This window comes from Phyllobacterium sp. TAF24, assembly GCF_052113785.1.
Lineage (GTDB): Bacteria > Pseudomonadota > Alphaproteobacteria > Rhizobiales > Rhizobiaceae > Phyllobacterium.
Window position 1 is genome coordinate 22,801 of record NZ_JBFRDN010000009.1, and the last position, 24,157, is coordinate 46,957.

Sequence of the window (24,157 nt, forward strand, 5' to 3'; positions counted from 1 at the left end):
CTAAAAAGATCGGGAGGGTGGCAACACCCTCCCATCACCGATTTTGACATTTCCATCAGTGATATTGGCTGGTTTTAATATTCAATTTTCCTAAGATGCGGCAGATTGCATGGAGCGCCGTTGTCATGACTGATCTTTTCGCAACCACAACTCACATTATTCCTGCCCGCAAGATTGCCGGCCGGGTCAGTGGTGTATTTCAGGCGCCCAAGGACAGTTTTGTCACTGCCGCGTCCGAAATGCTTGATCTTACCTTTGAGGGTATACGCGGCGATTATCATGCTGGCCTTACCCGCCGCTCCGGTGGACGCGAGCCGTGGTATCCGCGTGGCACTGAAATGCGCAATGAGCGGCATATTTCCATTCTGGCAGCTGACGAGCTTGAAACGATTGCCAAGACCATGGGCCTTGCGGAAATCAAGCCGGAATGGATCGGCGCCAATATGCTGGTCGATGGTATTGCCTCGCTTTCCATGCTGCCGCCGCGCACGCTGCTGTTCTTCGAAGGCGGGGTGACGTTGAAGGTGGATGGCCAGAACGCACCCTGCAAGGTTGCCGGGCGTTCCATCGCCGAAAGCGCGCAGACGCGCGATCACACCACCACAGCACTTGATTTCGTCAAGGCATCGAAGCGCCTGCGTGGGGTTGTCGCCTGGGTTGAAGTGCCGGGTATCATCAATGCGGGTGAAAAAGTCGATGCGCGTCTGCCGGAGCAATGGATTTATCCCGGCTGATACTTGCGTCTTTTCAGAATTTATGGCGAATGAAAGCCGGTTCGGTGCCTGCTTGCAGGAGAATCGGGAAGCCGGTGAAAATCCGGCACGTGCCCAACGCTGTAAAAGGGGATGGGCCGCGCAGAATGCCACGGAGATATCCGGAAGGCGCGCGGTTCAGATGAACCTCAGTCAGAAGACCGGCCGGACCAGATAGCCAAAACCGCATGGACGGCGGAGGAGGTGTCCGGGGCTTTGGCCCCTCGCGTTGTTGGGAGCAAACAATGCATGATTCTGTCCATGGTCCTGTGACCGCCGCTGATTTTTCCCGTGATGAGCGCGATGCCGTCTACAAAGCCATCTATACCCGCCGCGATGTGCGCGATCAGTTTTTGCCACGACCTATAGAAGATGACGTGCTGATGCGGCTCCTCGATGCTGCCCATCATGCGCCATCAGTGGGTTTCATGCAGCCGTGGAACTTCATTCTCATCCGCGATGAAGCGCGCAAGGCCGAGGTGCACAGGGCATTTACCCGTGCCAATGCGGAAGCAGCTGGGATGTTTGCCGATGAGCGTCAGGCGCTATATGCGTCGTTGAAACTGGAAGGCATCGTGAAGGCGCCGGTTAATCTTTGCATTACCTGCGATAGGACGCGCGGCGGGGACGTGGTGCTGGGGCGGACGCACAATCCGCAGATGGATATCTACAGCACCGTGTGCGCCGTGCAGAACCTGTGGCTGGCGGCACGGGCAGAAGGTATTGGCGTCGGCTGGGTCAGCATCTATCACGATCAGGATATGCGCCGCATTCTTGGTATCCCTGACCATATCGAGATTATCGCTTATCTGTGCATCGGCTATGTCGATCAGCTTTATGAGAGCCCGGAACTGGAAAAACGTGGTTGGCGCAAACGCCTGCCGCTCAGCGAACTCATTTTTGAAGATCAATGGCCAGTCAGCTCGGATCTTCCTCGTCGGGGTCGAGAAGCCGGGTTGCGCGCCATTCCGTCAGTTTCCGGTTGATGGCTTCAAGCACAAAAAACCGTGCCGATTCCTTATCGTAGCCATCATCGCGCAGGGCATCGTAATCCGTGTGCTGGTGGCGGACATGGGCGACTGTCGCAAGCCAGACGGCGATGGGCGGCGGCAGGGTTTTCATATGCGGTGCGGTGGCGGCGGCGCGTATGGGTTCGGAATCCGAATAGGGCACAGCAGGCAGAAGCAATGTGAGCTGCTTGCCGATAGCCCGCTGACGGTTGGTTCCTGAACTCATAACATCACTCTCACAGATTCGCCTGTCGATTGGCTCGCCTATTTCAGACGCGACAAAATTTGCCGTCAACAAAAAACAAACTTGCCAAATCCGCATTTCTCACATAAACATATCTTTATATCTTTTGAGGAAAGCTCGATGGACAAACGTGATCTCAACCTTGACCTGATGGTCGATACGCTGAAAGCAGCGGCGGAGCCAAGCCGCCTGCGCATTCTGGCGCTGTTGTCCCGCGGTGATTTGACGGTTTCCGATCTGACCTCCATTCTCGGACAATCGCAGCCGCGTGTCTCCCGCCATCTCAAGCTGCTCTTCGAAGCCAATCTGATCAATCGCTATCAGGAAGGCTCCTGGGCCTATTTCCGCCTGGCAGAATCGCTGATCGTTGGCGACATTGCCCGCATATTGCTCGACCGCCTTGATATATCCGATCCGCTGCTGGAACGCGATATTGAGCGGCTTGGCTCGGTCAAGCTGCAGCGCCGCGAGCGGGCAGCAGCCTATTTCAGCGCAAATGCAACAAGCTGGGATGTTATCCGTTCGTTGCATGTGCCTGATGGTGCCGTGGAAGCTGCGCTGACCAAGATCGTCGGACGTACACCCTTTCAGGCCATGCTTGATGTTGGCACCGGTACTGGCAGACTGCTTGAGCTGTTTGCACCGCTTTACATTCGCGGTGTCGGCATCGATATCAATCGCGACATGCTGACCATCGCCCGGTCCAATCTCGACCGCTCGGGTATTGCCAATGCGCAGGTTCGTCAGGGTGATGTCTATTCGCTACCCGTCGATCGGGAGTCCTTTGATCTGGTGACTATTCATCAGGTTCTGCACTTCCTTGATAACCCTGCCGAAGCAATTCGCGAGGCAGCACGGGCGCTACGGGCAGGTGGCCGGATGCTGATCGTCGATTTTGCCCCGCACGATCTTGAATTCCTGCGGGACAGCCATGCTCATTTGCGGCTTGGCTTTACCGATAACCAGATGCGTGACTGGCTGACTGAAGCCGGGCTTGCACTGGAAGACAGCATTGAACTTGAACCAAAAGACCAGGACAAACTGACCGTCAAACTGTGGCTGGCACGCGACCCACGCTTGCTGATCGCTGATCCCGCTTTAACCTCCCGCGTATCGGAGAGTGTCTGATGAGCTTTTTCCGCCAATCCCGCCGTGCAGACCTTGGCACCAATATCAAGGTTTCGTTCGAATTCTTTCCGCCTAAGACCGAGGTTATGGAAGAGCGCCTTTGGGAGACTGTGACGCGCCTTGCGCCGCTCAATCCTGAATTTGTCTCGGTGACTTACGGAGCCGGTGGTTCCACCCGCGAGCGCACGGCCCGCACGATCAAGCGTATTCTGACCGAAACCGACGTCAATGCGGCAGCGCACCTGACCTGCGTCGATGCGACGAAGGAAGAAGTCGACACCGTCGTGCGTGAATTCGCAGCCATGGGCGTGAAGCGCTTCGTTGCACTGCGCGGTGATCCGGCTGGCGGCGTTGGTGCCCATTATAAGCCGACACCGGGTGGCTATGAGAATGGTGCCGATCTGGTTGCAGGTCTGAAAGCCTTTGCCGATTTCGACATTTCCGTTTCCGCCTATCCGGAAAAGCATCCGGAAAGCCCGGACTTTGCCACTGATATCGATATGCTCAAGCGCAAGGTCGATAATGGTGCAACGCGTGCGATCACGCAGTTCTTCTTCGAAAACGATCTCTATGAGCGTTATGTGGAGAAGGTGCGCCGGGCAGGCATTTACATTCCCATCCTGCCGGGCATTCTGCCGATCCATAATTTCACGCAGGTGACCAATTTCTGTTCGAAGGCCGGAACGCATATTCCGGCATGGCTGGCTGAGCGGTTCGAGGGGCTCGACAATGATCCGCAGACCCATGCACTGGTCTCGTCAGCTGTTGCGGCGGAGCAGGTCCTGGATCTGGTCGAGCGCGGTGCGCAGGATTTTCATTTCTACACCATGAACCGTGCGGATCTTGCCTTTGCGATCTGCCACCTCATCGGGATTCGTCCAGCCAGCGGCACGCTGGAACCCGCATTAGCAGGCGCTGCCTGATCGCGGATAAGGTGCATTTGAAATGGAAATGGCCCGGTTGCTATAACCGGGCCATTCCAATTTGTATGTCACCTTCTTAACGGTCAGAGACCATCTCTACGGCGCTCTTCTTCTCAATCAGGGTATGAGTCCTACGACCATTGCACCGATAAATGCGAACGCTGCACAGATCATGAGGACGTTCATCGAACGAGTAAGTCCCATAGTTTGTCTCCTGCAGTTAACCGCCTTAGCATAACGGAAAATTGCCACAGAAAAAGCGGAAATATTACGGTCTGATGACATCATCAGTAGAAATTTTTTGCTCACCAATCGTAAGTTTCTGAAATGAAACGCATTTAACGGAATAAAAAATCGTGTATTCACGATTAAATTACCGAAGATTTGGTTTATTTTTGCAACGCACCAAAACTCAAAATGCGCGGTTTCTCACGGATTTGTGACACAATTGCGCCGCAATTCCACCACCGCGTTTCATGCGCAGTCCGCTAGGATTTGTTGAAAACTCTATCTTTTTTGCGGTTTTTAAGTGCGGCAAGCAGCCTGCCGTCAATGGTCAGAAGGCCGAGGGCGATCAGCGCCATGCCGGCAAAATCCTTTAAGCCGAGCTGTTCGCCGAGAAAAATTGTTCCAAGCAGGATTGCACTCACGGGAACAACCAGCGTGACAAGCGAGGCATTGGTGGCACCGCCAGCCCGGACAATCGAAAAGAACAGGATATAGGCAAAGGCGGTGGATAGAAGCGCAAGGCTGAAGACTGCGACCCAGACGCCGCCATCCGGTGCAGCCAAATTTGGAATACCATCCGACAACAGCACCACGGGGATCATGATCAGGGTCGAGGCAGTCATCTGGCCGGTTGCAGTGACCGCAGGCGGAATGCCCTTGAACCGCTTGGCGAGAATACTGGCAAAGGCATAGGAGAGGGTGGCACTCAGCACGGCGATTTCGGCCCAAAGCGGTCCGCCAAGGCCGGAGAGCAAGCCGGGCCCGACCATAACCACGGTGCCGAAGATGCCGAGCAGAATACCTGCGATCTTGTTGGTGGAGATTTTTTCATCAATGGTCAGGAAGCTGGCGATGATCACGGTCCAGATCGGTGTCGTCGCATTGAGGATCGACTCAATTCCCGCGCCAAGCGCCGTCTGGCCGATAAACAGCAGGGAGAAGGGGATGACATTGTTCAGAAGCCCCAGCCCGGCAAAACCCAGCGCGTGCTGACGGTAATCCCAGAACCTGATGCCACGGCCAAGCAGATAGATGTGCAGGGCGAGGGCGGCGATGACCACCCGAAAAAGCACGAGGGTCAGCGGCGGAATTACCGATACGGCGATTTTGGCAAAAAAGAATGAACCACCCCATATGGCGCCAAGCAGCAGCAATTGCAGCCAGACAATGCCGGTCATAGCAAGCGGATTGGGTGTCGTCGTCTGGTTCATTGTCACTGGAAGTCCCCCGGTCCTGTCTGAGACGCCTATTCCTAAGCGCGCACCGGGAAATTGCCACCTGATTCGTGCGAGAAGATAGTTCGCGCGGAAAGATAGTCGTGTGAGGAGATAGCTTTCACGACAGCTCGCCAGAATGAATAACTGAAACAAACCCTCTGGACACCAAACACTGCGAGACTCTTGGCACTACACTTGTGCACACCTCCACGTTCTACCGTTTTTGCTGCTCTATCGTTGCTGCTTTTGTTTTACGCGCTTCTACCAAACAAGATTACCCGATTACCCACAAATCGAACTATTGAAGGATATCATCAAGACCAAGGAATTTAAATTAGACTATAGTATAATTGATAATGATTTCAGAAGCTTATATAATTTTACATAGGTTAAAGAGAGCGATAACATCTGTTCTCGACCGGTGCGAGGGTTTGATTTCCTGAGTGGTACGAAGACACAACGGAAATGCGAGGATACCAGTTGAATAACGATATTGTTGAATAACGACATTGGGGAGCATTGGGGAATAGGCGTGGTCGACATCAGATGGAAAGTCGACATCAGATGGAAAAGCGCGTGGAGGTGCTAGAGAACGGTGAAAACGGGACCAGGGGATCGCGATAGAACTGACTTTCGTCCGTCATCTGCTCTTGCTAAGACTTCTGCATGACGCAGAACATCACGATGCAACGATTCGCCTCGGCCCGCGATGCAGCCCTTACCCTGCGGCCCGATCAACCTGTCTATTGCTTTCGGCCAAATGTACTGGTCGAAGATGCGCACCAGTTCATGAAAATGTTTCCCGGCGAGACCGCCTATGCGGTCAAGACCAACGGTGAAAACCTTGTGCTGGAAACATTGGCGCGCAACGGCATCAACACATTCGATGTGGCCTCGCCGGGTGAATTTGAAGCGGTGCGCAAGGTCGCTCCCAATGCACACATGCTCTATATGCATCCGATCAAGGCGCAGTCGGATATTCGTCTTGCGCTTGAGACCTATGGCATTCGCATCCTTGCGGTGGATCATGAGGATGAGATTGCCAAGGTAACGCGTATTGTGCGGGCGCTTGATATCGATCCGGGCAGCGTCACGCTCTATGTGCGGCTGCAGACCAAGGGTCATGCGGCCTATGAGCTTTCCAAGAAATTCGGGGCAACGCCAGCCCATGCGGTCGAGCTTTTGCAACGGCTGCACAAGATCGGCTACAAGGTCGGCATCTGTTTCCATGTGGGTAGCCAGATCGAAGATCCTGATACCTATGAGCGGGCGCTGCGGTCAGCTGACTGGGTGCGCAATCGCGCCGGTGTGCCGCTTGCGGGTCTTGATGTCGGTGGCGGTTTTCCAGCTGAATATGGCCATGATCCCAAGCGCAAGCATGTGGAAATGCCCTCGCTCGGGCAGTTGATGTCGCGTCTGCGCGGCGACATCAAGGAATGGGGCTTTGGCGATCTGCCTTTGGTGGCAGAACCCGGCCGCGTGATTGTGGCACGGGCTTTCTCGCTGATCGTGCGCGTGCTCCTGCGCAAGGGGCGGCGGCTTTATATCAATGATGGTATCTGGGCTTCGCTGTCGGATTCGTGGACCGGCAAGATCACACTTCCCGCACGGTTCATACCGGACCCGGCAATCAAACATCGCAATGGCAACGTCAAGGAAATCGTACCGTTCCGCGTCTGCGGTGCCACCTGCGATTCCGTCGATATCCTGTCACGGCCATTCTGGCTGCCGGAAACGGTGGCAACCGGTGACTGGATCGAAATCGGCAATATCGGCGCCTATTCCCTGTCGCTGCGCACCCGCTTCAACGGGTTTTACCCTGATACGTTTGTTGAGGTGGAAACAACGTTTGACGAGGGTGGCCAGCCGGAAGGCTTTGCTTCACTGGAAACAATGGCCCCGGCCGAGCACAGAGAGTAAGCCTTACGATTGGCCCCTTAGAGCTTTCCGAGCAGTTCCGGTGTAGGCCAGGAATCGGCAGGCAGGCCAAGGCGCATCTGTTCTTCGCGAACCGCATCGCGGGTCAAGATACCGAACACGCCGTCGATCTTCGGGCCCATATCATGGCCACGGGCGGCAAGCTTGGTCTGCAATTCCTTCATCTGATCCGGAGTGAGGCCAGTTTCTGGGGTTGTAGGTTCAAGCGGACCTGCACCGGCCAGACGCGTGGCGAAATAGGCGGCCGTTGTGGCGTAAATGATGGATTTGTTCCACTCGACGAAAATGTCGAAATTCGCATAGGACAGGAATGCCGGACCCTTGCGGCCCATGGGCAATAGCAATGATGCATCGCCGTCGTCAGGGCCAAGCGGCCCCTTCATGCCGGTCACACCCCATTCAGACCATTTGGAATGTGGAAGACGGTTGGTGCGCAGAGCGTTTTCCCAAGGCAGTTCCTTGGTCAGCTTGACTTCCTCAAGCCAGGGCTCGCTCTTGCGCCAGCCCAGATCATGCAGGAAGCGTGCAGTTGTCATAATAACATCCGGCGCGCTGTTCTTCAGGTCCACCTTGCCATCGCCGTCGCCATCGACACCGCGTTCAAGATAAACCGTCGGCAGCAATTGTGTCTGACCGATTTCACCCGCCCACGCGCCTGTTGTCTTTGAATCGACCACGCCCTTATCGAAGAGCTTGAGAAGGGCAATCAACTGTGGGCGGAACAGTTCCGGACGGCGGCAGTCAAACGACAAAGTGAGAAGGGAATTCAGCGTATCGAAATCGCCCTGAACCGCGCCATAATCTGTCTCCAGCCCCCAGAAGGCGGCAATAACAGGACCCTGCACACCATATTCGGCTTCGGCCCTGGCAAAAGTATCGGCATATTTCTTGAGGTTGGCAGCGCCCTGTTTGAGACGATAATCAGATACCATGCGTGAGGAGAAGGTCAGGAATGTCTGGTTGAACACGCCCTGCGCGCGGTCGCGCTGCAGAACCTTGTCATCCATGGACGCCTTGAGAAGTTCGTTCAGGCCCTTTTCGCCCACGCCCGCTGCCTTTGCCTCGGCAATGAGGCCGTTGAACCATGGCTCGAGTTCACCGCCGCAGGCAGGCTTTGCAGCCGCTGGTTGCAGCGGATCGACCTGATCCAGTGCATAGGCGGAACCTGTCGCAGAAAGAAGCGCGGCGGCAAGGGCTATCGATAGTTTGTTCATTCAGGAAATCTCGTCAGTAACTCGGGGGCGCGCCCATCGGCGCGCGCGTTTCCCTGCTAATGCACGATTATGTCCGTGGCGTGAAGTCACAGAATTGCGAGAAAACCCGGAATGTGACTTTATCGCACCTTGTTGCGGGCCAGCCACTGTTTCCACGCCGCCTCATTGCCAGCAAAGACATTGATGTCCGCATCGCCGCGAATACCGGGGATGGAGCCTGTTCCCGTGTACTGCCAGAACGTCCAGGGGTGGGTGCCGTATTTCTCGTCCGGGTGTCCGGCCACCGAGCGTAGCCAGAATGGATATCCGGCCAATTGCCTCAGATCATTGTCGTCGAAGAAGTCGACTGTGGTGTAAATGATCGGCCGCTTGCCATAGTGGCGCTCCAGCATATCGGCGAAGATGCGCATTTCGCTGCGCACCACGGCCGCATTGGGGCGCAGCTTGCAGGTTGGGGACGACGCATTCCATTCCATATCAAGCACGGGCGGCAGCGCGCCGGGATCATTCGGCACATTGCGGATGAACCACTGTGCCTGTTCCCTGGCGGTGCGGCAGAAATAATAGAAGTGATAGGCACCGCGCGGAATGCCCGCGGCCCGCGCCGCCTGCCAGTTTTCCGCCAGACGGTCATCGACCCGGTCTGCGCCTTCCGTGCCCTTGATAAAGACAAAGGAAATGCGGCTGGCACGAACTGTCGCCCAGTCGATTGTCGATTGGTATTTTGAAACATCAGTTCCGTGAACAGGATAATGCCATGGCGTCTTTCCCGTCCAGTCATGCGGATCGCGATCATTGAAACGCGGCGCGTTGACAGGACCCGACGGCGCGGCGATCTGCTGCAACGGAGCGGATGCAGACCGCTTTTTCGTATCGGAAAAATCATAATCGACCGTCGTGCAGCCGGCGAGAAGAAGTATCAGTAAACCAGCGGCAAGTCGCTTCATGAAAGACGGTCCGTACTCGAATCGTGATTGGGCATTCTGTTGGTTTTCAGTCATGCGATATTATGCTTAACAGATCATGACCGGCAGAGATGACTAGTGATAATCAGTGCCGCGACTTTGTCACTATTTTTCAATGTGATATCTGTAAGTGACTGTTGGGGCATGGTAGGTCACATCATCGTGTTTGACATGATAGACGGCAAAAATGTTGTCAGCACACAGATTTGACCCATCCGGGGAAGACGATGTTCAGGAAAATTGGCTGGGTTGTACTTGTTATCTGCGTCATTGGCCTTGCCAATGTGACGCTGGCCGCGTGGATTACCATCGACCGGCCGGAGCTTGGTATCGGCAATAGCCATACGGAAAATTGCGTGCGTCCGACGGTCCCGAGCTTCTGGAGAAATTATCGCGGCTTTCCCAGCTACAATAACGAGCTTATCGCCGACTATTTCGGCGTTTACGCTGCCTATGCGTCGAATATCTACAAGCCGATTGCCCGGCATCATTTTGATCTGAAGTCCGAATATTTCGGCTGGGAGCCTTTCGGCGAGCCTATCGCCAAGGCAGGCGGATTTTATGCGGAAGTCTATCGCCGCCGCAGTTCAGACCGTATGTCCTATATGATCGTGTTTCGCGGCAGCGATGGTTTGGCCAGCATTTCGGGGTTGATCAGTGAGCTCAGCTATTTCACCCAGATTATCAATCCATGGGATCAGTATCGCACGGCCCGCAAGGAATTCGCCAAGGTCAGAGCCGAAGCCCAGAAAAATTCGGATGGCTTACCTGTTGATTACATTGTCGTCGGTCATGAATTGGGTGGCGGACTTGCCCGCCACATGGCCGCAGCATTTCCATGCACGGCGGCTATCGCTTTCAATTCCACGTTCATTTCGAACAATTTCCGGCTGACGGAACCCTATGACGGACAGGTCGTCGATCTTTTCGCTGACAATGATCTCCTGTCGCGGATTGCTATTTTGCCCAATCCCCGCTCGTTCTTCCGCATCACCCGTGTGCACCAATGGTATCGTGTCCGCAATGCCGGGCCGATGGACGGCAAGCGCGGCATGTTCAAGACCGCAACGGCAATGGCCCGCATCCCGGTTATCTGCCTGCTGCGCAGTGATTGTGAACTCTTGCAAAGTGAGAGCGGCGACGAGCTGGAATCCAATCCGCAGAGCGGACGCACGGCGGAAAACATTTCCAAACTTTATTGTCAGGCCGCCCCAAGCTCCGTCGTCGCCAAGGGCGATCTGTGTAAATAAGCGGTTAGTGCTCAATCTTTCGAGGCAACGACATATACAGAGTTTGCCGGGTTTTCCATTGCATTCAGCGAATAATGTAGTAACATATCTACATAATTTGAGCGTCGGAGGTATCATGACGATTACCACCCTATCGAGTCGCGAATTCAATCAGGACACCAGCCGCGCAAAGAAGGCGGCCAATGACGGCCCGGTGTTCATCACGGATCGGGGCAGGCCCGCGCACGTCCTTTTGACTATGAAAGAATATATGCAACTGAGCGGAGGGACGCAGAAAATTGTGGATGCTTTGGCTGGAGCCGAAGACATTGATTTTGAAGCCCCGGCAGCAGTCATCAACAGCCGCTCGACCGATCTCTCCTGATGTTTATCCTCGACACCAATGTTGTATCGGAATTACGCAAGGTTCGCGCTGGAAAGGCAGACCCGCAATTCGCAAGTTGGGCCAACGCTGCTGAATCCGGACAGCTTTACATCTCCGCAATTACTGTGCTCGAGCTTGAGACGGGCGTTTTGCAAATGGAGCGGAGAGATCCGGGACAAGGCAGTATCCTTCGCGCATGGCTTGATCAAAAGGTTCTTCCGGAGTTTGCTGGACGCACATTGTCCATAGACACTGCTGTTGCCCAAAGATGCGCCCGGCTTCATGTGCCGGATCGGCGCTCAGAGCGCGATGCCCTGATTGCGGCGACGGGCTTCGTTCATGGCATGACGATCGTCACGCGAAACATCATTGATTTCCTGCCTACCGGCGTCCCGCTGCTTGATCCATGGGAGATTCCCCGGCAAACCGAAAGGTAATCAAAACAACCTTTCGTATATCATGCATACGAGTGCAAAGCTCTTAAGCAGTGCGGCGAATGATCGAAATCCAGGCAAAGCCGCGATAGAGCCGTTGCGCTTCGGCATGGGCCCCGGCGCCAACTGCAATAGTTTCGGCGATCTCAAAGAGATCGTTGCGCGGTGTGACGTGGTACCATTCCAGCCATTTATAAAGGGCCGCCCTTGCTGCGCCGGGCAAATCCTTCAAATCGCCGAAATCGACAATGTGCAATTGGCCGCCAACCGCGAGGTGATTGACCGCCTCGCGCATGACATTTTCCCATTGCGGGATCATCGATACGGCATAGGAGATGAAAATCCGGTCAAACTGTGCGAGACCGAAGAGAGATGAGGGGTCGAACTTTGCCGCATCCGCATAGGCAAGCTGCGTGCGCTCGCCAAGTCCTGCAGCCATGACCTTCTTGCGTGCGGTGCTGAGCATTTCGTTGGAAATGTCGACACCGAAGAGTTTGGTCGTGGGGTAAGCTTCGCCGGCCATGACGAGATTACGCCCCGTACCGCAGCCGATCTCCAGAATACTGCCATTGGCTGGTGGTGTCAGGCCCGCAATCATCGGGTCGCGGCCCAGCAGGTAATATTTGCGCGTGGCATCGTAAAAATGGCGCTGATGCCGGTAGACGCGATCCATCAGCGGTCCATGCTCGATCTTGGTCAACATCAATATCAATCCTTGAGCGCGTAAAGATGGAAGCCGCCATAGATCGACGACCGGTCGCGGTTATGCAGGTCAAGAGATTGCTCTTGCCTGTAGTCCCAGCGCTCAAGCACGCTGTCATCAATACGGCCGGGYAGAATGGTGGGCTCGGCAGCGGTGCGGAAGATAACGCGTGCGCCTGATGCAGCGGTGCGGGTGATCTCGTGCCAGAGATCATTCAACTGCTTGTCATTCATCCAGTCCTGCGCATCCAAAAGGATGAAGCGGTCTACCGATCCGGCAGGCTTGGCCGCAAGGAACTCCGTCAGCGAGGCATTGACGACGCTCATGCGTTCGGCACGGTCGCGGACGTTCTCGAAATTGTTGCGCGAAAGGTAAGGAGGCAGCGGGCCGGTTTCGGCATTGTCGCTGTAGCCACGCCCGAAGGCCTGCCACGCGAAATAGTTTTCAGAGAGAGGAAAACCGCAGGCGAGTTTCTCCAGACGGCGGCGCAATACCAGCGCCATATTACCGTCGCCTGCCGTTGCCAGCGCATCATATTGCTGGGGTGGAATGCCGAGGCCAAACAGCGAGGATTTGCGCTTCGTTGCCCAACGCACCATGCGCTTGTCAAAGAGCGGGGCGAGGGCGCGATCAAAATAGGCGCGCTGTTCCTCAATCGTTTCAGCTTTCAGAATATCGCGGGGATCGATGCCATAAAGTTTGGCGACGCGGTGGCCCATGCCGATGAACAGGCCAAGCAGGCCATGCCGATAAAGATCACGCGAAAAGATGGTGATGCGGCGGCGGCCAGACAGCATCCGCTTTTCCCAATAGGCGCGGCTGGTGGTGTCGAGATGTGGCTGGATGAAACGCTCATAGGCTGCAAGGTTCGCCTTGTCGTCAGCCGTTCCGTAGAAGCGGTAGAAAGCATCGTAATTCGGCAGGCGCGAGACCGCCGCAAGCTTCAGTCGATTGAAAGCCACGTGCGCCGTGTTGAGATCGACAGCCTCGACGCTGGCAGGATCAGCGGTGAGGTAGGACATGGCGTTGCAGCCGCCCGAGGCGATGGTGACAATGCGGTGGCCGGAGCGGATTTGCAGCGCCTCCATGTCCACTTCAGGGTCTTCCCAAATCTGCGGATAGACAAGGCCTTTGAAGACATGGGCGAAGAGCCGTTCTGATAGACCAGCCTTTGACAGAAGCTTGTTCTGGCGAACGGCGTTCTGAACTTTTTCATGCCGCGGCGCGGAGGCGCTATCGGGCTGTTTGGCAAACGGCATCGGATTGAATCCCCTTGTTGGAAATTCCTCTCCGCCTAACATTTCGATGTAACAGAGCCGTGACGATTTTGAATCAAGTCCTTGCCAGATTGATTCCGGTTGTGCGGCCAAACCCTTGCATTTTCACGACTATGGGGTAGGCGTGCAGCGGCATTCCAATTGATGTTTTTCTCCCAATCCTTTGATTTTGTTAATTTCTCTCTCATTGCAAATGAGTGAAATCATTTTCCCCTAAATTCGCGATGATGGTGATTTCTTGCCCCGCAAATGGCGTATCGGGGAAGCCAGTTTCAGGCAACAAACCGGTGCATAAGCGGTGTTGTCAGTGTCACTTATGTCGGTTCAACCGCGTTTTCGTGATTCCGTGGCGACTCATTTTTCCAGCTCTGTACGCACCACAACCGACATGCCCGGTGCCAGATACTGGGCAAGGTCCTGACCCGGATCAACAGAGATGCGCACGGAAATGCGCTGTGCAACCTTGGTGAAATTACCGGTCGCATTATCGGGTTTGAGTACACTGAATTCTGATCCGGCAGCCGGCGAAAACCGCTCGACATGACCGTTCAGACGCCTGCGGTTGAGGGCATCCACCGTGAATGTTACAGGCTGGCCGATCTTGATATTGCTGAGCTGGGTTTCCTTGAAATTGGCAATAACCCACACATCTGGCGGGACCACTGCCATGAGCTGTGTTCCTGCGGTCACGTATTGTCCAAGTTTTGCGCCCACTTCGCCAACCGTCCCATCGCGCGGCGCGAGAATTTTCGTGTTGGTCATGTCAATCTCGGCGAGATTGACGGCGGCAACCGCGCCTGCGACAGCTGCTTCGAGCGATCCGCGGCTGACCCTGATGGTCTCAAGATCCTGGCGTGAAACCTCCAGCGCTGCCTGCGCCTGTGTGACCGAAGACTGAGATTGCTCCAATGCGGTTTCAGCCTGATCGGAATCGCTTTTTGTCATGACCCCTTTGATGGTCAGCGGTTCGATGCGGGCCCAATTGGCCTGCGTGCGCCGCAGACCGGAATTGGCACTGTCGAGCTGCGCCTGACTGGAACCGATGCGGGCCTGAGCGGCGCGTTCCTGCTGCGTCGAATTGTTGAGTGCGGCCTGCTGGCTTGCCAGCGTCGCTTTCGCCTGTTCAAGCTTCTGCGCATAGATGCGGTCATCAATCCGCACCAGCAACTGGCCTTCCTTGACCTGCTGATAGTCCTGCACCGGCACTTCAACGATGTAGCCACTGAGCTGCGGGCTGATGAGCGTCACATACCCTTTGACATAGGCATTCTCGGTGATCTCGACGTCGCTGTTAAACGGCGGCAGCCTCCATGCATAGAGCACCAGCACAAGGCCGAGCAGGCCGAGGAAAATTGCAATCAGGGTGGCGGTGTTGCGAAGCAATATGGTCATATCTTACGAACTTGGTTGAGCAATTTCGCCTGTGATAGCCGGAAGTATGAACTTCCTGATGCCATAGCGAAAGCTGACATGGATGAGGAGGGCGACAAGGGCAAAGAATGAGATGCCCGCTATCAGGAAGAATGCATCATTATAAGCAAGGATGTTGGCTTCACGGGTGGCCTGCTGCGACAGGAGCGCGATACCTTCCGCATTGAGGAGCACCTTGTCGGTGATGACGCGTCCATAGCCGCTTGCCAGTTGGGCAACGCGCTGGGCCACGAGCGGGTCGGACATGACGATATGTTCGGCAAGGACGTTGGAGTGGAATTTCTCGCGGATGGTGATGAAGCTGCCGAAAACCGCCGTTCCGAGCAGACCGCCAAGACTTTGCGTTGCCAGAAACACAATGAAGAAATTGAGGATATAGACCGGCCCACGTTTCAGCGCAGACATCAGGCCTGCAGACATGGCAGGCGGCAGGAAAATCACCGTTGCCGCTGCGATCAGCGCCTGACTGACATACATGTTCTCAGGGCGCGTCAGGTTCGTTGCCTGGCTGTCCATATAGGAGCCGATAATCAGGAAGATCAGGGCGATCACATGGATGGCAGGCCCGCGTTCCGGCGTCATTACGGCGGCGCAGCACAGACCTGCCACGACCATTGATACCATCATCACCGCGTAGAGCGTGGCAATCTGCTCGTTGAGCAGGCCCAGATTCTGGAAGAAGTTGGTCGCAACGGTGGCTTGCTCGGAAACGATCAACCGGAACAGGAGAATGGTTCCGGCCAGATGCAACACTTCCTTGCTCACGATCCAGCGGATATCAAGCAGCGGCTTCGTTCGATTGAGGTCGATGATGGCAGCCAGCGTCAACGTGACAACGGCGATGGCAAGAAGAATGCCGAGCCATGACACTTCCGTCCACCAGTAAAGCCGCCCGGTTACAAGGACGACAGCAGTACAGCCGAAACCGATGGCAATCAGCAGATAGGCCAGAATATCAAGTTTCTCGATGACCTTGGCGCGTGGTGGCGGTGTCAGTGGCAGGAGATAAATGACCGTAAAGGCAATGAAGGCCAGCGAAACCTCGAACATATAAAGTCCGCGCCATTGACCGAAGTCGAGCAGTGCGGGTGACAGAAACCGCGCCAACGGCGATGCCAGAGAAATGTTGGTCAGCACGAGACAGACCGCGACTGTCAATTTGCGCGCGGGCGGAAATGCTTCGAGCATATAGAGAAAGGCGAGGGTCGACATGGGAGAGGCCGCCATGCCGCTGAAAAAACGGATGATGATGGCCGATTGCAGATCGGTCACAAACAGATGCATCAGCGAGACAAGGACAAATCCGGCAATGCTCAATTGGGCAAAATTGCGCAGGCCATATTGGGCACGGATCTTGATCAAGGCGACCGAAAGACTGACATTTGGCGCCATATAGGCAGCGATCAGCCATGTCGTTTCGGTACTCGTCGCGCCGAGATAGCCTTGAATCTGTGACACATTGGTGGCGATAAGGTTCATGCCGAGCCCCTGTGTCAGGGAGAGCAGGGTGGATGCAGCAATATAGATGGCCGACCAATAGGGACTCATGGCTAGCGGTGGAGCAGGCTGGGTCGCTGCGGGCAAAGCCTGTTCCTCGGCGGGCGCCGGCTGTAATTTTAACGGGTCATACCCGACAAATTCCGCCTCCGGGATCATCAGGCCTGATCCTTGTCCATTTCGCCAATGTTGCGATTGATAGCGCGGATGACCTCCAGCGTGGCGACAAGCGCCTTGTCGTCGATGCCTTGCAAAAATTCCGCCCGCAATTCCTGTGCCAATTGATTGACCTCGCTGGCAAGCTCCGCGCCGAGAGGCGTCATGACAATCTGTTTGGCACGGCGATCACCCTCCACCGAGCGTCGTTCAATAAAGCCCTGCTTTTCCAGACCGTCCAGAAGCCGCACCATGGTCGGTGTTTCGATCTCCAGCTCTTCGGCCAGATCTTTCTGGCTGAGTATTTCCATGCGGTCGAGCAGCATCATCGTGCGGGCGCGCGCAAAGGTCAGGCCGCGTTGTTTGACCCGCGCGTCGAACAATGTGCGAATCTTGCGGCTGACTTTCGCCAGCTCGTCGATATAGATGTCACGAGGCGTCATTTTAGACATATGGTAGCCATGTAATAAGTAGTGAGCTAATCATTTCGGTTGGTATAAACCCAACCCGCGCTATTTTCAAGATGGCGCTGCGATTTTCTGGAGTAGATTTCAGCGCAGATCGAGCCGCAGCAACTCATCATCATAGGATTGGCCATTGATGCGCAGGGCATCCTTTTCAAAGCCGAAGACCGTGAAACCAAGTCCGAGATAGAGTGTGCGTGCTGGCAGGTTTGCCGCCATGACGGTGGCATGCAACGTATCGACGTGATCGCGGGCGTGATCGATAACCGCCAATGTCAACCGTTTGCCAAGGTTGTGGCCGCGCCAATCGGGGTGAACGAAAACACCCCATAGCAAACCCTTGTGCTTCTGTTTGACCTTGGGCGTGGTGGCAAAACCGGCCATGCCCACCAGTTCAGTTCCGGTAAAAGCGCCGAACACTGCGTTGGGTCTGGCCCCAAGCATCCTTTCAATGTCTGATCGTTCCCGGCCAACTTCATCCTCATAGCTTGAGCCGAACCCTTCCGGTGCTGTTTGGAGGGCATGGAGACGCAACTGCTGGAAGGTCGGTGCATCCTGGGAAGTCAGGACACGAATCAGCGGGGATAGGGGCATGGGAGTGATCTCTTCGGTATTTCGGCTGTGGAGCGGCAATTTTGCAGAACAATGTGCCAGAAGCAATCAAGCAAAGGGCCCGGATTGCTTGAGGTTTTGTGAATGTTCGATGAAAAGTTAACCCAACTTTAAAACAAGACCCAACTTTGCCTTATTTCAGGTAAGATAAAAGATGAGGGACGTATTTGTTTGAAACGGAGAGGGTATACTTATGAACAGCAAACTTCTTATTTCGCTTGGTTTGGTTTCGCTTCTCGCACTGACAGCGTGCGGTAAAAAGGAAGAAGAAAAGAAGGCACCAGCGACAACTGAACAGCCTGCAGCAACACCTGCTCCTGCCCCTGCAACACCTTCCACGACACAGACACCGGCTGCTCCAGCAACGCCGATGAATGCGGCGGATACGCTGAAGAAGCTGAAGGAACAGGCTGCCACGATGACAGCCGAGCAGAAGCAGGCCGCTGTTGCAACTGCCCGTAAGGCTGCTGAAGATGCTGCCAAGGCTGCTGGTCAGACTGCTGACCAGATCAAGGCCGCTGCGGATGCCGCAGAAAAAGTTATCAAGGATGCGCTCGGCGTTCAGTAAGAGCCGCTATCCCTGATGAAAATGGCCAGCCTCGTGCTGGCCATTTTATTTTGACAGGTGCGTCAACCCGTCTGCTCAACTTACGTCATATCGCTCTCGCAATTGCGAAAGAATTTGAATAAAACAGTCATATGTCGATTTGGCGCCGTATCAGCGACTTCATTACCACCACTGCAATCGATGCTTTCTCCAGCATTATCGAGGCCGTGCGCACTGCGTTTGAAGGTGATCCCGAAACCCGCAGGCGCGTTGCATTCTCGATTGCCATGATTGCGCTCTCTGCCAAGATGGCCAAAGCTGATGGTGTTGTAACCGAAGTCGAGGTCAAGGCATTCCACGAGATTTTCCACGTTCCGCCGCGCTATCAGGATCAAGTCACGCGGCTCTATAATCTCGCCAAGCAGGATGTGGCGGGTTACGAGACCTATGCGGCGCAGCTTGCTTCGCTCTGCGGTTCCGGCCAGCCGAACTGCAAAATGCTGGAAGACATTCTTGACGGCCTGTTCCACATTGCCAAATCAGATGGTGCGCTGCACGATAAAGAGCTGATCTTTCTGGGAACAGTTGCCGAGATTTTTGCATTGGATGAAGACCAGTTCGACAGCATTCTCGCGCGGCATGTCGGGCGCGGGCAGGCGGACCCGTTCGTCGTGCTTGGCCTCACACGCGGTGTCAGCTTTGAAGAGGCGCGCAAGCGCTACCGGGCGCTGGTGCGGGAAAACCATCCGGATATGCTGATTGCGCGCGGTGTGCCGGAAGAATTTGTTGCAATTGCCAATCAGCGCATCGCTGCTATCAATGCAGCGTGGGAAAAAGTCGAAAAAGATCTGAAGGCATATGAGCGCGTTTAAACCTGATCATTTACGCGCGGAAGTGCATCCCTCTCCGAATTTTGGCCCGCGCAAGGATGGCAAGCACCCTTCCATTCTGATCCTGCATTATACGGGCATGGCAACGGGTGAGGCTGCGGAAAGCTGGCTGACCAACCCGGAGAGCGAAGTTTCGGCTCATTATGTTGTGCATGAGGATGGTCGCGTTGTGCAGCTCGTGCCCGAGAGCGAACGCGCATGGCATGCGGGCCAGAGTTCGTGGAAGGGCGAGGTGGATATCAATTCCTCATCCATCGGCATTGAAATCGTCAATGGCGGCCCGCTGCTGGATTTTCCCGATTTTGGCGATGTGCAGATCGATGCGGTCATTGACCTGTGCAAGGGCATTGTCTCGCGCCACAAGATGCGCCCCGAGAATGTGCTCGCCCATTCGGATATTGCGCCCGCGCGCAAGATTGATCCGGGTGAAAAATTCCCGTGGCCGGTTCTTTACAATTCCGGGGTAGGGCACTGGGTAGCGCCATCGCCGATCCGTGGCGGCCGGTTCTTTTCGCTTGGTGATCAGGGCCAGCCGGTTGAAGCTTTGCAGGGCATGCTGGCCCTTTATGGCTATGATGTACCCATAGATGGTGTGTTCGGAAGGTCGACAGAATTAGGCATTTTAGCGTTCCAGCGCCATTTTCGCCCAGAAAAAGTCGATGGAGTAGCCGACATGTCAACCATCGAAACCCTGCACAGGGTACTTTCTGCACTCCCCGCGCTCATAGTATAACTATTTGTAAAAAAACGCTTTCTCTTCTGTTTTTTGTGCAGTGCAACCTATATATTTCAATGTGTTATACTTTGTTATTTGGCCGACCCATATTCGGCTGCATTGGACCGTCACATCCTTAGCCATTGTTCCGGTGGTGCCCTTTTTGATTTTTGGCGTGGAACGGATCTGGTGGTGCGCTCGCATCGCCCAAGCGATTTAGACGGAAAACGATGACAAAAAAAATTGGTATGATTATCGCCCTTCTCGGGGCGACGGCCTTCTTTGGCTCAAGCGCAGCGTATAGTAGCCCGAAAGAGCCAACAAACCTGATGGACTACCTCAAGGCCAAACGGGATGCCGCTGAAAAGGAAAAGGCAAGCGGGAAATCCGCCAAGGCTGGACAGACAGGCGGCAAGGGCAAAAAGGTTGCCGTGAAGCAGCGGACCAGCAAAAAGGTTCTGGCATCGGCCAAGCGCCCAATCGTTGAAACCAAGGCTCGCATCAAGGTGACGATCCGCAACAGAAACCTTGCCAATGTCGATACAATGACCACGGCCAGCATCCCATCTTCCGTGGGATCGATAGGGTCAACGAAATATTCGACGATTATCAGTTCCTATGCCGCCTCTTACGGCGTGCCGGTTTCGCTCGCCAATGCGGTGGTGCGGGTGGAAAGCAATTACCGCGCTGATATGACGGGAAGTGCCGGAGAAATCGGCCTCATGCAGATCAAGCTCGAAACGGCGCGTGGCCTCGGCTACACCGGTTCGCGGCAGGCGCTCTACAACCCGGAAACCAATATTCGCTGGGGCATGAAATACCTTGCCGGAGCGCATAAGCTGGGCAATGGCACGACCTGCGGTACAATTCTCAGATACAATGCCGGACATGGCGCAACGCGCATGAATCCTGTTTCGGCCAACTATTGTGCCAAGGTGAAGATGGAAATGGCTTCCAACTAAACGGGTTGCTGATTTCATTGAGAACTGTTCATAGACAAGGGCCGGATAACCAATCCGGCCTTTTTCATTTGCGTTTTGCCGCCGAAACCCTTTTATACGCTTCGTCAGCTGGCCGGGCAGCCGCGCATGTCAAAAGCCGAAAGGCGGCATGTGAGGAAAGTCCGGGCTCCAGGGAAACACGGTGCCGGATAACGTCCGGCGGGGGCGACCCCAGGGAAAGTGCCACAGAAAGGAAACCGCCCCGTCTTTCGTTGTGTCGGATCGTTACCGATTGGACACAAGGAATGACGGGGTAAGGGTGAAAGGGTGGGGTAAGAGCCCACCGCGTTACTGGTAACAGGAACGGCAAGGTAAACCCCACCGGGAGCAAAACCGAATAGGGACGGCGTGTCAGGCGAAAGTCTGACGATTGGTTTCCGGTCAGTCGTCCGGGTAGGTTGCAGGAGGCGGATGGTAACATCCGTCCAAGATGAATGGCTGCCGCGTCGGACGAAAGTCCGGCCATACAGAACCCGGCTTACAGGCCAGCTGACACTTCATCGTTTGTTTTTGGCGATTGCACGCTTTTGTGTGTGGTGTGCCGGGGTTCCCCCCCCTCTGCCCTGTCGGACTACCGGGGCGAGCCACGGGTCTCGCCCGTCCTTCGGACCCCCCACAAGGGGGGGGGATCACATTGACATCAACGCCTTTGCACAATCGGAAACGTCGCAGATTGTGCAAGATAGCATTGAAGGCTGATCTCCCCCCTTGCGGGGGGTCCGAAGGACGGGCGAGACCCGTGGCTCGCCCCGGTAGTCCGACAGGGCAGAGGGGGGTGAGCGCCGCTGGATCGTGGTTCGTGGTTCGTGGTTCGACAAGCTCACCATGAGGGAGAGCGGTGATGCAACGATAATCATCAGCATTGCAGATCACAAAGGTTGCAGAACTTAACTCCCTTCATCCCCACTCTCCCTCATGGTGAGCTTGTCGAACCACGAACCACGAACCACGCACAATGATGCAACCCATCAATCACCCCATCACTCTCTTTCCTAACCGTTCATTAAGCTTAATGAGCGATAAATTCAGAATCGCCGGAAGTGTGCCTGGTTGCAGGCTTGCTCCCACTTGTGTTCTCTAATCCCATTGACGCCCATAGTGCCCCATGATATCGATTGGTTTCATCAGTAGCGTTCAGTCGACACGGTGTTTCCCGACATTGGATTTGGCATGCCAGGGCTTGCAATCGGCCGGTTTGGCCAATGCTTCCATGGCTATTGATGGGGCTCCAAGGGGTGGAGCAGGGGTAGAAATGAAACAGGCCCTCGCGGCGGAAACGGCGGTGTTGCGTTTTGAACCGGTTCCTTGGACATGTGACGAACAAGATCGATGCGAAGGGGCGGGTATCCGTGCCGGCGCACTTTCGTTCGATCATCCAGCAGGCCGGCCATACGGAACTTTACGCCCTGCGTTCCCTGCACCTTCCTGCCCTCGATGCGGGCGGGCCGGATCTGCTGACACGCTTCGACAAGCGGCTGGAGAACGAGGACCCCTTCGCCGAGATGGCGGACGATATGTCTTTTTATCTGCACGCGGATGGCGGTTTTCTGAAACTGGACGCGGATGGCCGTATCACGGTGACGGACTTTCTGCGCGAGCATACGGGCATTACCGGGGATGTGACCTTTGCGGGGGCGAACACGCATTTTCAGATGTGGCAGCCGGATCAGTTCGAAGCGCATCGGGCAAAGGTTCGTCAACGCCTGATGCAACGGCGTCTTCAGGAAAATCAGACAGGAAACGGATAATGGCAGGTGCAGGCGGTCAGGATAATACGCGCCACATACCGGTCCTGCTCGATGAAGTCATTGCTGCGCTGAAACCCGGCCCGGGTCAGTTGATCATTGATGGTACATTCGGCGCTGGCGGCTATACAACGCGTATTCTCGAAACCGGTGCGTCGGTTACGGCAATCGACCGCGACCCGTCAGCCATTGAAGCCGGGCGGGCTTTGGAAAAAGCCCATGCGGGACGTCTCACGCTGGTACAAGGGACATTCTCGACGCTCGATCAGGTCGCACTGCTTGGTGCTCCTGATGGAATCGTGCTCGATATCGGCGTGTCTTCCATGCAGATCGATGAGGCGGAGCGCGGCTTTTCCTTCCAGAAGGACGGTCCGCTCGATATGCGCATGTCGAGTTCTGGTCCAAGTGCTGCCGATGTGGTCAATCGCCTGAAAACCGGTGATCTTGCCCGCATTTTTAATTTCCTTGGCGAAGAGCGCCATGCGGGCCGTATCGCGCGCATGATCGACAAGCGCCGCGCCACTGAGCCTTTCCATCGCACCCGTGACCTTGCCAATGCCATCGAAGCATTGGTCGGACGCAATCCGAAAATACCGATCCATCCGGCAACACGGGTGTTTCAGGCGCTGCGTATTTTCGTCAATGACGAGCTTGGCGAACTTGTCCGTGCCCTGCACGCTGCCGAACGGGCACTGAAGCCGGGCGGTCGTCTGGTTGTCGTGACCTTTCATTCGCTGGAAGACCGTATCGTCAAGCGTTTCTTCAATGATCGCGCCGGTTCAAGCGGCGGCTCGCGCCACCTGCCGCAGGCACATGTGCGGCTGGCGAGCTTCGCGCTCATTGGCAAAGGCGTTGTCGCACCCGGCGATGCCGAGACCGAAAGCAATCCGCGGGCGCGCTCGGCCAAGCTGCGCGCTGCTATCCGCACCGAAAATCCGCCGCTTGCTGAAGATCATTCGATCTATGGCCTGCCCAATCTTCCGCATTTTCATGAAACGGCGAGGAGCTGATCCATGCTGCGCACCTTCGACATCATATTAATCGGGCTGATGATCGCAGCTGCGGGCATAACGTATAAAATCAAGCATGATGCTGAAAAGCAGATGACGGAAGTGCACAAGATCGAGCGTATGATCGCCGATGAGAAAGATACGATTGATCTTTTGAAAGCCGATTGGAGCCTGCTCACCCAGCCAAGCCGTTTGCAGAAGCTTGTCGCCTCCTTTCAGGGCCAGCTGAATTTGCAGCCGGTTGAAGCGCAGCAGATCGCCAACCTCAATGAAATCCCCAGAGCCAAGCCAGCGGCTGAAAAGATCGATGATGTTGCCAACCTCATCACCGAGGCAGATGCGGGACATGCAATCAAAAAGACCGATGCGATCAAGACAGGCAGCGTGAGCAAGCCTGCGGCTGGTGTCCCTGGTGCAAAGCCAAAGGGAGCTGCGCATTAAC

General features: G+C 55.3%; 25 protein-coding genes, 1 other RNA gene and 1 riboswitch. Of the genes, 16 read left to right on the top strand and 10 right to left on the bottom strand.

Features of this window, described 5'->3' with window-relative positions; genetic code table 11:
• The first annotated feature begins 125 nt into the window (after positions 1-125).
• Together AB4Y96_RS09915 and bluB are read left to right on the top strand one after the other, a co-directional pair.
• Positions 126-734 (top strand): MOSC domain-containing protein, encoded by a 609-nt coding sequence (locus tag AB4Y96_RS09915; RefSeq protein ID WP_441917046.1) that lies wholly within the window; start codon positions 126-128, stop codon positions 732-734.
• Positions 735-759: 25 nt separating this feature from the next.
• A riboswitch (cobalamin riboswitch) is annotated at positions 760-936 on the top strand.
• 61 nt (positions 937-997) lie between these two features.
• Positions 998-1,738, top strand: a complete 741-nt coding sequence (gene bluB, locus AB4Y96_RS09920; protein ID WP_441917048.1) for a 5,6-dimethylbenzimidazole synthase — start codon at positions 998-1,000, stop codon at positions 1,736-1,738.
• Here bluB and AB4Y96_RS09925 read toward each other — a convergent pair.
• Complete coding sequence (locus AB4Y96_RS09925) at positions 1,671-1,988, bottom strand: DUF2293 domain-containing protein (protein WP_091877869.1); 318 nt, start codon at positions 1,986-1,988, stop codon at positions 1,671-1,673. The two genes, bluB and AB4Y96_RS09925, sit on opposite strands and share 68 nt — an antisense overlap.
• A 138-nt stretch (positions 1,989-2,126) precedes the next feature.
• On the opposite strand from AB4Y96_RS09925, the gene AB4Y96_RS09930 reads away from it, so the two are divergent.
• Together AB4Y96_RS09930 and metF are read left to right on the top strand one after the other, a co-directional pair.
• Positions 2,127-3,134 carry an ArsR/SmtB family transcription factor gene (locus AB4Y96_RS09930; RefSeq protein ID WP_091877868.1) on the top strand — a complete coding sequence of 336 codons (1,008 nt, stop codon included), beginning with the start codon at positions 2,127-2,129 and terminating at the stop codon, positions 3,132-3,134.
• Positions 3,134-4,057, top strand: a complete 924-nt coding sequence (gene metF / locus AB4Y96_RS09935; protein WP_091877867.1) for a methylenetetrahydrofolate reductase [NAD(P)H] — start codon at positions 3,134-3,136, stop codon at positions 4,055-4,057. The genes AB4Y96_RS09930 and metF overlap by 1 nt, the downstream gene beginning before the upstream one ends.
• 488 nt (positions 4,058-4,545) lie before the next feature.
• Here metF and AB4Y96_RS09940 read toward each other — a convergent pair whose 3' ends face one another.
• Positions 4,546-5,496, bottom strand: coding sequence for a DMT family transporter (locus AB4Y96_RS09940; RefSeq protein WP_441917051.1), 951 nt, complete (start codon positions 5,494-5,496; stop codon positions 4,546-4,548).
• 690 nt (positions 5,497-6,186) lie between these two features.
• Here AB4Y96_RS09940 and AB4Y96_RS09945 point away from each other — a divergent pair.
• Positions 6,187-7,422 carry an alanine racemase gene (locus AB4Y96_RS09945; RefSeq protein ID WP_441917193.1) on the top strand — a complete coding sequence of 412 codons (1,236 nt, stop codon included), beginning with the start codon at positions 6,187-6,189 and terminating at the stop codon, positions 7,420-7,422.
• A gap of 17 nt (positions 7,423-7,439) precedes the next feature.
• On the opposite strand, the gene AB4Y96_RS09950 is transcribed toward AB4Y96_RS09945, so the two are convergent.
• The gene (locus AB4Y96_RS09950) at positions 7,440-8,654 is read right to left on the bottom strand and encodes a lytic murein transglycosylase (RefSeq protein WP_441917053.1); all 1,215 of its coding nucleotides are present in this window, start codon (positions 8,652-8,654) and stop codon (positions 7,440-7,442) included.
• Between the two features lie 119 nt (positions 8,655-8,773).
• Positions 8,774-9,601, bottom strand: a complete 828-nt coding sequence (locus tag AB4Y96_RS09955) for a glycoside hydrolase family 25 protein (protein ID WP_441917055.1) — start codon at positions 9,599-9,601, stop codon at positions 8,774-8,776.
• Positions 9,602-9,846: 245 nt separating this feature from the next.
• Here AB4Y96_RS09955 and AB4Y96_RS09960 point away from each other — a divergent pair, with 245 nt between their 5' ends.
• The 3 genes from AB4Y96_RS09960 to AB4Y96_RS09970 all read left to right on the top strand — a co-directional run bounded on the left by AB4Y96_RS09960 (position 9,847) and on the right by AB4Y96_RS09970 (position 11,670).
• On the top strand, positions 9,847-10,869 hold the full coding sequence (locus tag AB4Y96_RS09960) for a hypothetical protein (RefSeq protein WP_441917056.1): 1,023 nt from the start codon (positions 9,847-9,849) through the stop codon (positions 10,867-10,869).
• A gap of 115 nt (positions 10,870-10,984) precedes the next feature.
• Positions 10,985-11,233, top strand: a complete 249-nt coding sequence (locus tag AB4Y96_RS09965) for a type II toxin-antitoxin system Phd/YefM family antitoxin (RefSeq protein WP_091877862.1) — start codon at positions 10,985-10,987, stop codon at positions 11,231-11,233.
• Entirely contained in the window at positions 11,230-11,670 is a 441-nt protein-coding gene (locus tag AB4Y96_RS09970; RefSeq protein WP_441917194.1) for a type II toxin-antitoxin system VapC family toxin, read from the top strand. The genes AB4Y96_RS09965 and AB4Y96_RS09970 overlap by 4 nt, the downstream gene beginning before the upstream one ends.
• Positions 11,671-11,713: 43 nt before the next feature.
• On the opposite strand, the gene AB4Y96_RS09975 is transcribed toward AB4Y96_RS09970, so the two are convergent.
• The 6 genes from AB4Y96_RS09975 to AB4Y96_RS10000 all read right to left on the bottom strand — a co-directional run bounded on the left by AB4Y96_RS09975 (position 11,714) and on the right by AB4Y96_RS10000 (position 17,789).
• Positions 11,714-12,370 carry a class I SAM-dependent methyltransferase gene (locus AB4Y96_RS09975; RefSeq protein WP_441917058.1) on the bottom strand — a complete coding sequence of 219 codons (657 nt, stop codon included), beginning with the start codon at positions 12,368-12,370 and terminating at the stop codon, positions 11,714-11,716.
• Positions 12,371-12,375: 5 nt separating this feature from the next.
• Positions 12,376-13,629: a DUF3419 family protein gene (locus AB4Y96_RS09980; protein WP_091877859.1), complete on the bottom strand. Its 1,254-nt coding sequence runs from the start codon at positions 13,627-13,629 to the stop codon at positions 12,376-12,378.
• Positions 13,630-14,001: 372 nt separating this feature from the next.
• Positions 14,002-15,039, bottom strand: coding sequence for an HlyD family secretion protein (locus tag AB4Y96_RS09985; protein WP_091877858.1), 1,038 nt, complete (start codon positions 15,037-15,039; stop codon positions 14,002-14,004).
• Positions 15,040-15,042: 3 nt separating this feature from the next.
• Entirely contained in the window at positions 15,043-16,626 is a 1,584-nt protein-coding gene (locus AB4Y96_RS09990) for an MFS transporter (protein WP_441917196.1), read from the bottom strand.
• Positions 16,627-16,733: 107 nt separating this feature from the next.
• Positions 16,734-17,183, bottom strand: coding sequence for a MarR family winged helix-turn-helix transcriptional regulator (locus tag AB4Y96_RS09995; RefSeq protein WP_441917060.1), 450 nt, complete (start codon positions 17,181-17,183; stop codon positions 16,734-16,736).
• Positions 17,184-17,282: 99 nt separating this feature from the next.
• Positions 17,283-17,789, bottom strand: coding sequence for a GNAT family N-acetyltransferase (locus AB4Y96_RS10000; protein WP_441917062.1), 507 nt, complete (start codon positions 17,787-17,789; stop codon positions 17,283-17,285).
• 211 nt (positions 17,790-18,000) lie between these two features.
• Here AB4Y96_RS10000 and AB4Y96_RS10005 point away from each other — a divergent pair, with 211 nt between their 5' ends.
• From AB4Y96_RS10005 to ftsL, 8 genes are all read left to right on the top strand, one after another.
• Positions 18,001-18,375, top strand: a complete 375-nt coding sequence (locus AB4Y96_RS10005; protein WP_175540510.1) for a hypothetical protein — start codon at positions 18,001-18,003, stop codon at positions 18,373-18,375.
• Between the two features lie 131 nt (positions 18,376-18,506).
• Positions 18,507-19,226, top strand: a complete 720-nt coding sequence (locus AB4Y96_RS10010; protein ID WP_091877854.1) for a J domain-containing protein — start codon at positions 18,507-18,509, stop codon at positions 19,224-19,226.
• Positions 19,213-19,977, top strand: coding sequence for an N-acetylmuramoyl-L-alanine amidase (locus AB4Y96_RS10015; RefSeq protein WP_441917064.1), 765 nt, complete (start codon positions 19,213-19,215; stop codon positions 19,975-19,977). Before AB4Y96_RS10010 ends, AB4Y96_RS10015 begins: the two co-directional genes overlap by 14 nt.
• 212 nt (positions 19,978-20,189) lie before the next feature.
• Positions 20,190-20,921 (top strand): lytic transglycosylase domain-containing protein, encoded by a 732-nt coding sequence (locus AB4Y96_RS10020; protein WP_091877852.1) that lies wholly within the window; start codon positions 20,190-20,192, stop codon positions 20,919-20,921.
• Positions 20,922-21,025: 104 nt separating this feature from the next.
• Positions 21,026-21,457, top strand: an RNA gene (gene rnpB / locus AB4Y96_RS10025) — RNase P RNA component class A.
• 795 nt (positions 21,458-22,252) lie between these two features.
• Complete coding sequence (gene mraZ, locus AB4Y96_RS10030; RefSeq protein WP_091877851.1) at positions 22,253-22,708, top strand: division/cell wall cluster transcriptional repressor MraZ; 456 nt, start codon at positions 22,253-22,255, stop codon at positions 22,706-22,708.
• Complete coding sequence (gene rsmH / locus AB4Y96_RS10035; protein WP_441917066.1) at positions 22,708-23,715, top strand: 16S rRNA (cytosine(1402)-N(4))-methyltransferase RsmH; 1,008 nt, start codon at positions 22,708-22,710, stop codon at positions 23,713-23,715. Before mraZ ends, rsmH begins: the two co-directional genes overlap by 1 nt.
• A 3-nt stretch (positions 23,716-23,718) precedes the next feature.
• Entirely contained in the window at positions 23,719-24,156 is a 438-nt protein-coding gene (gene ftsL, locus AB4Y96_RS10040) for a cell division protein FtsL (protein WP_091877849.1), read from the top strand.
• The last annotated feature ends 1 nt before the right edge of the window (position 24,157 follow it).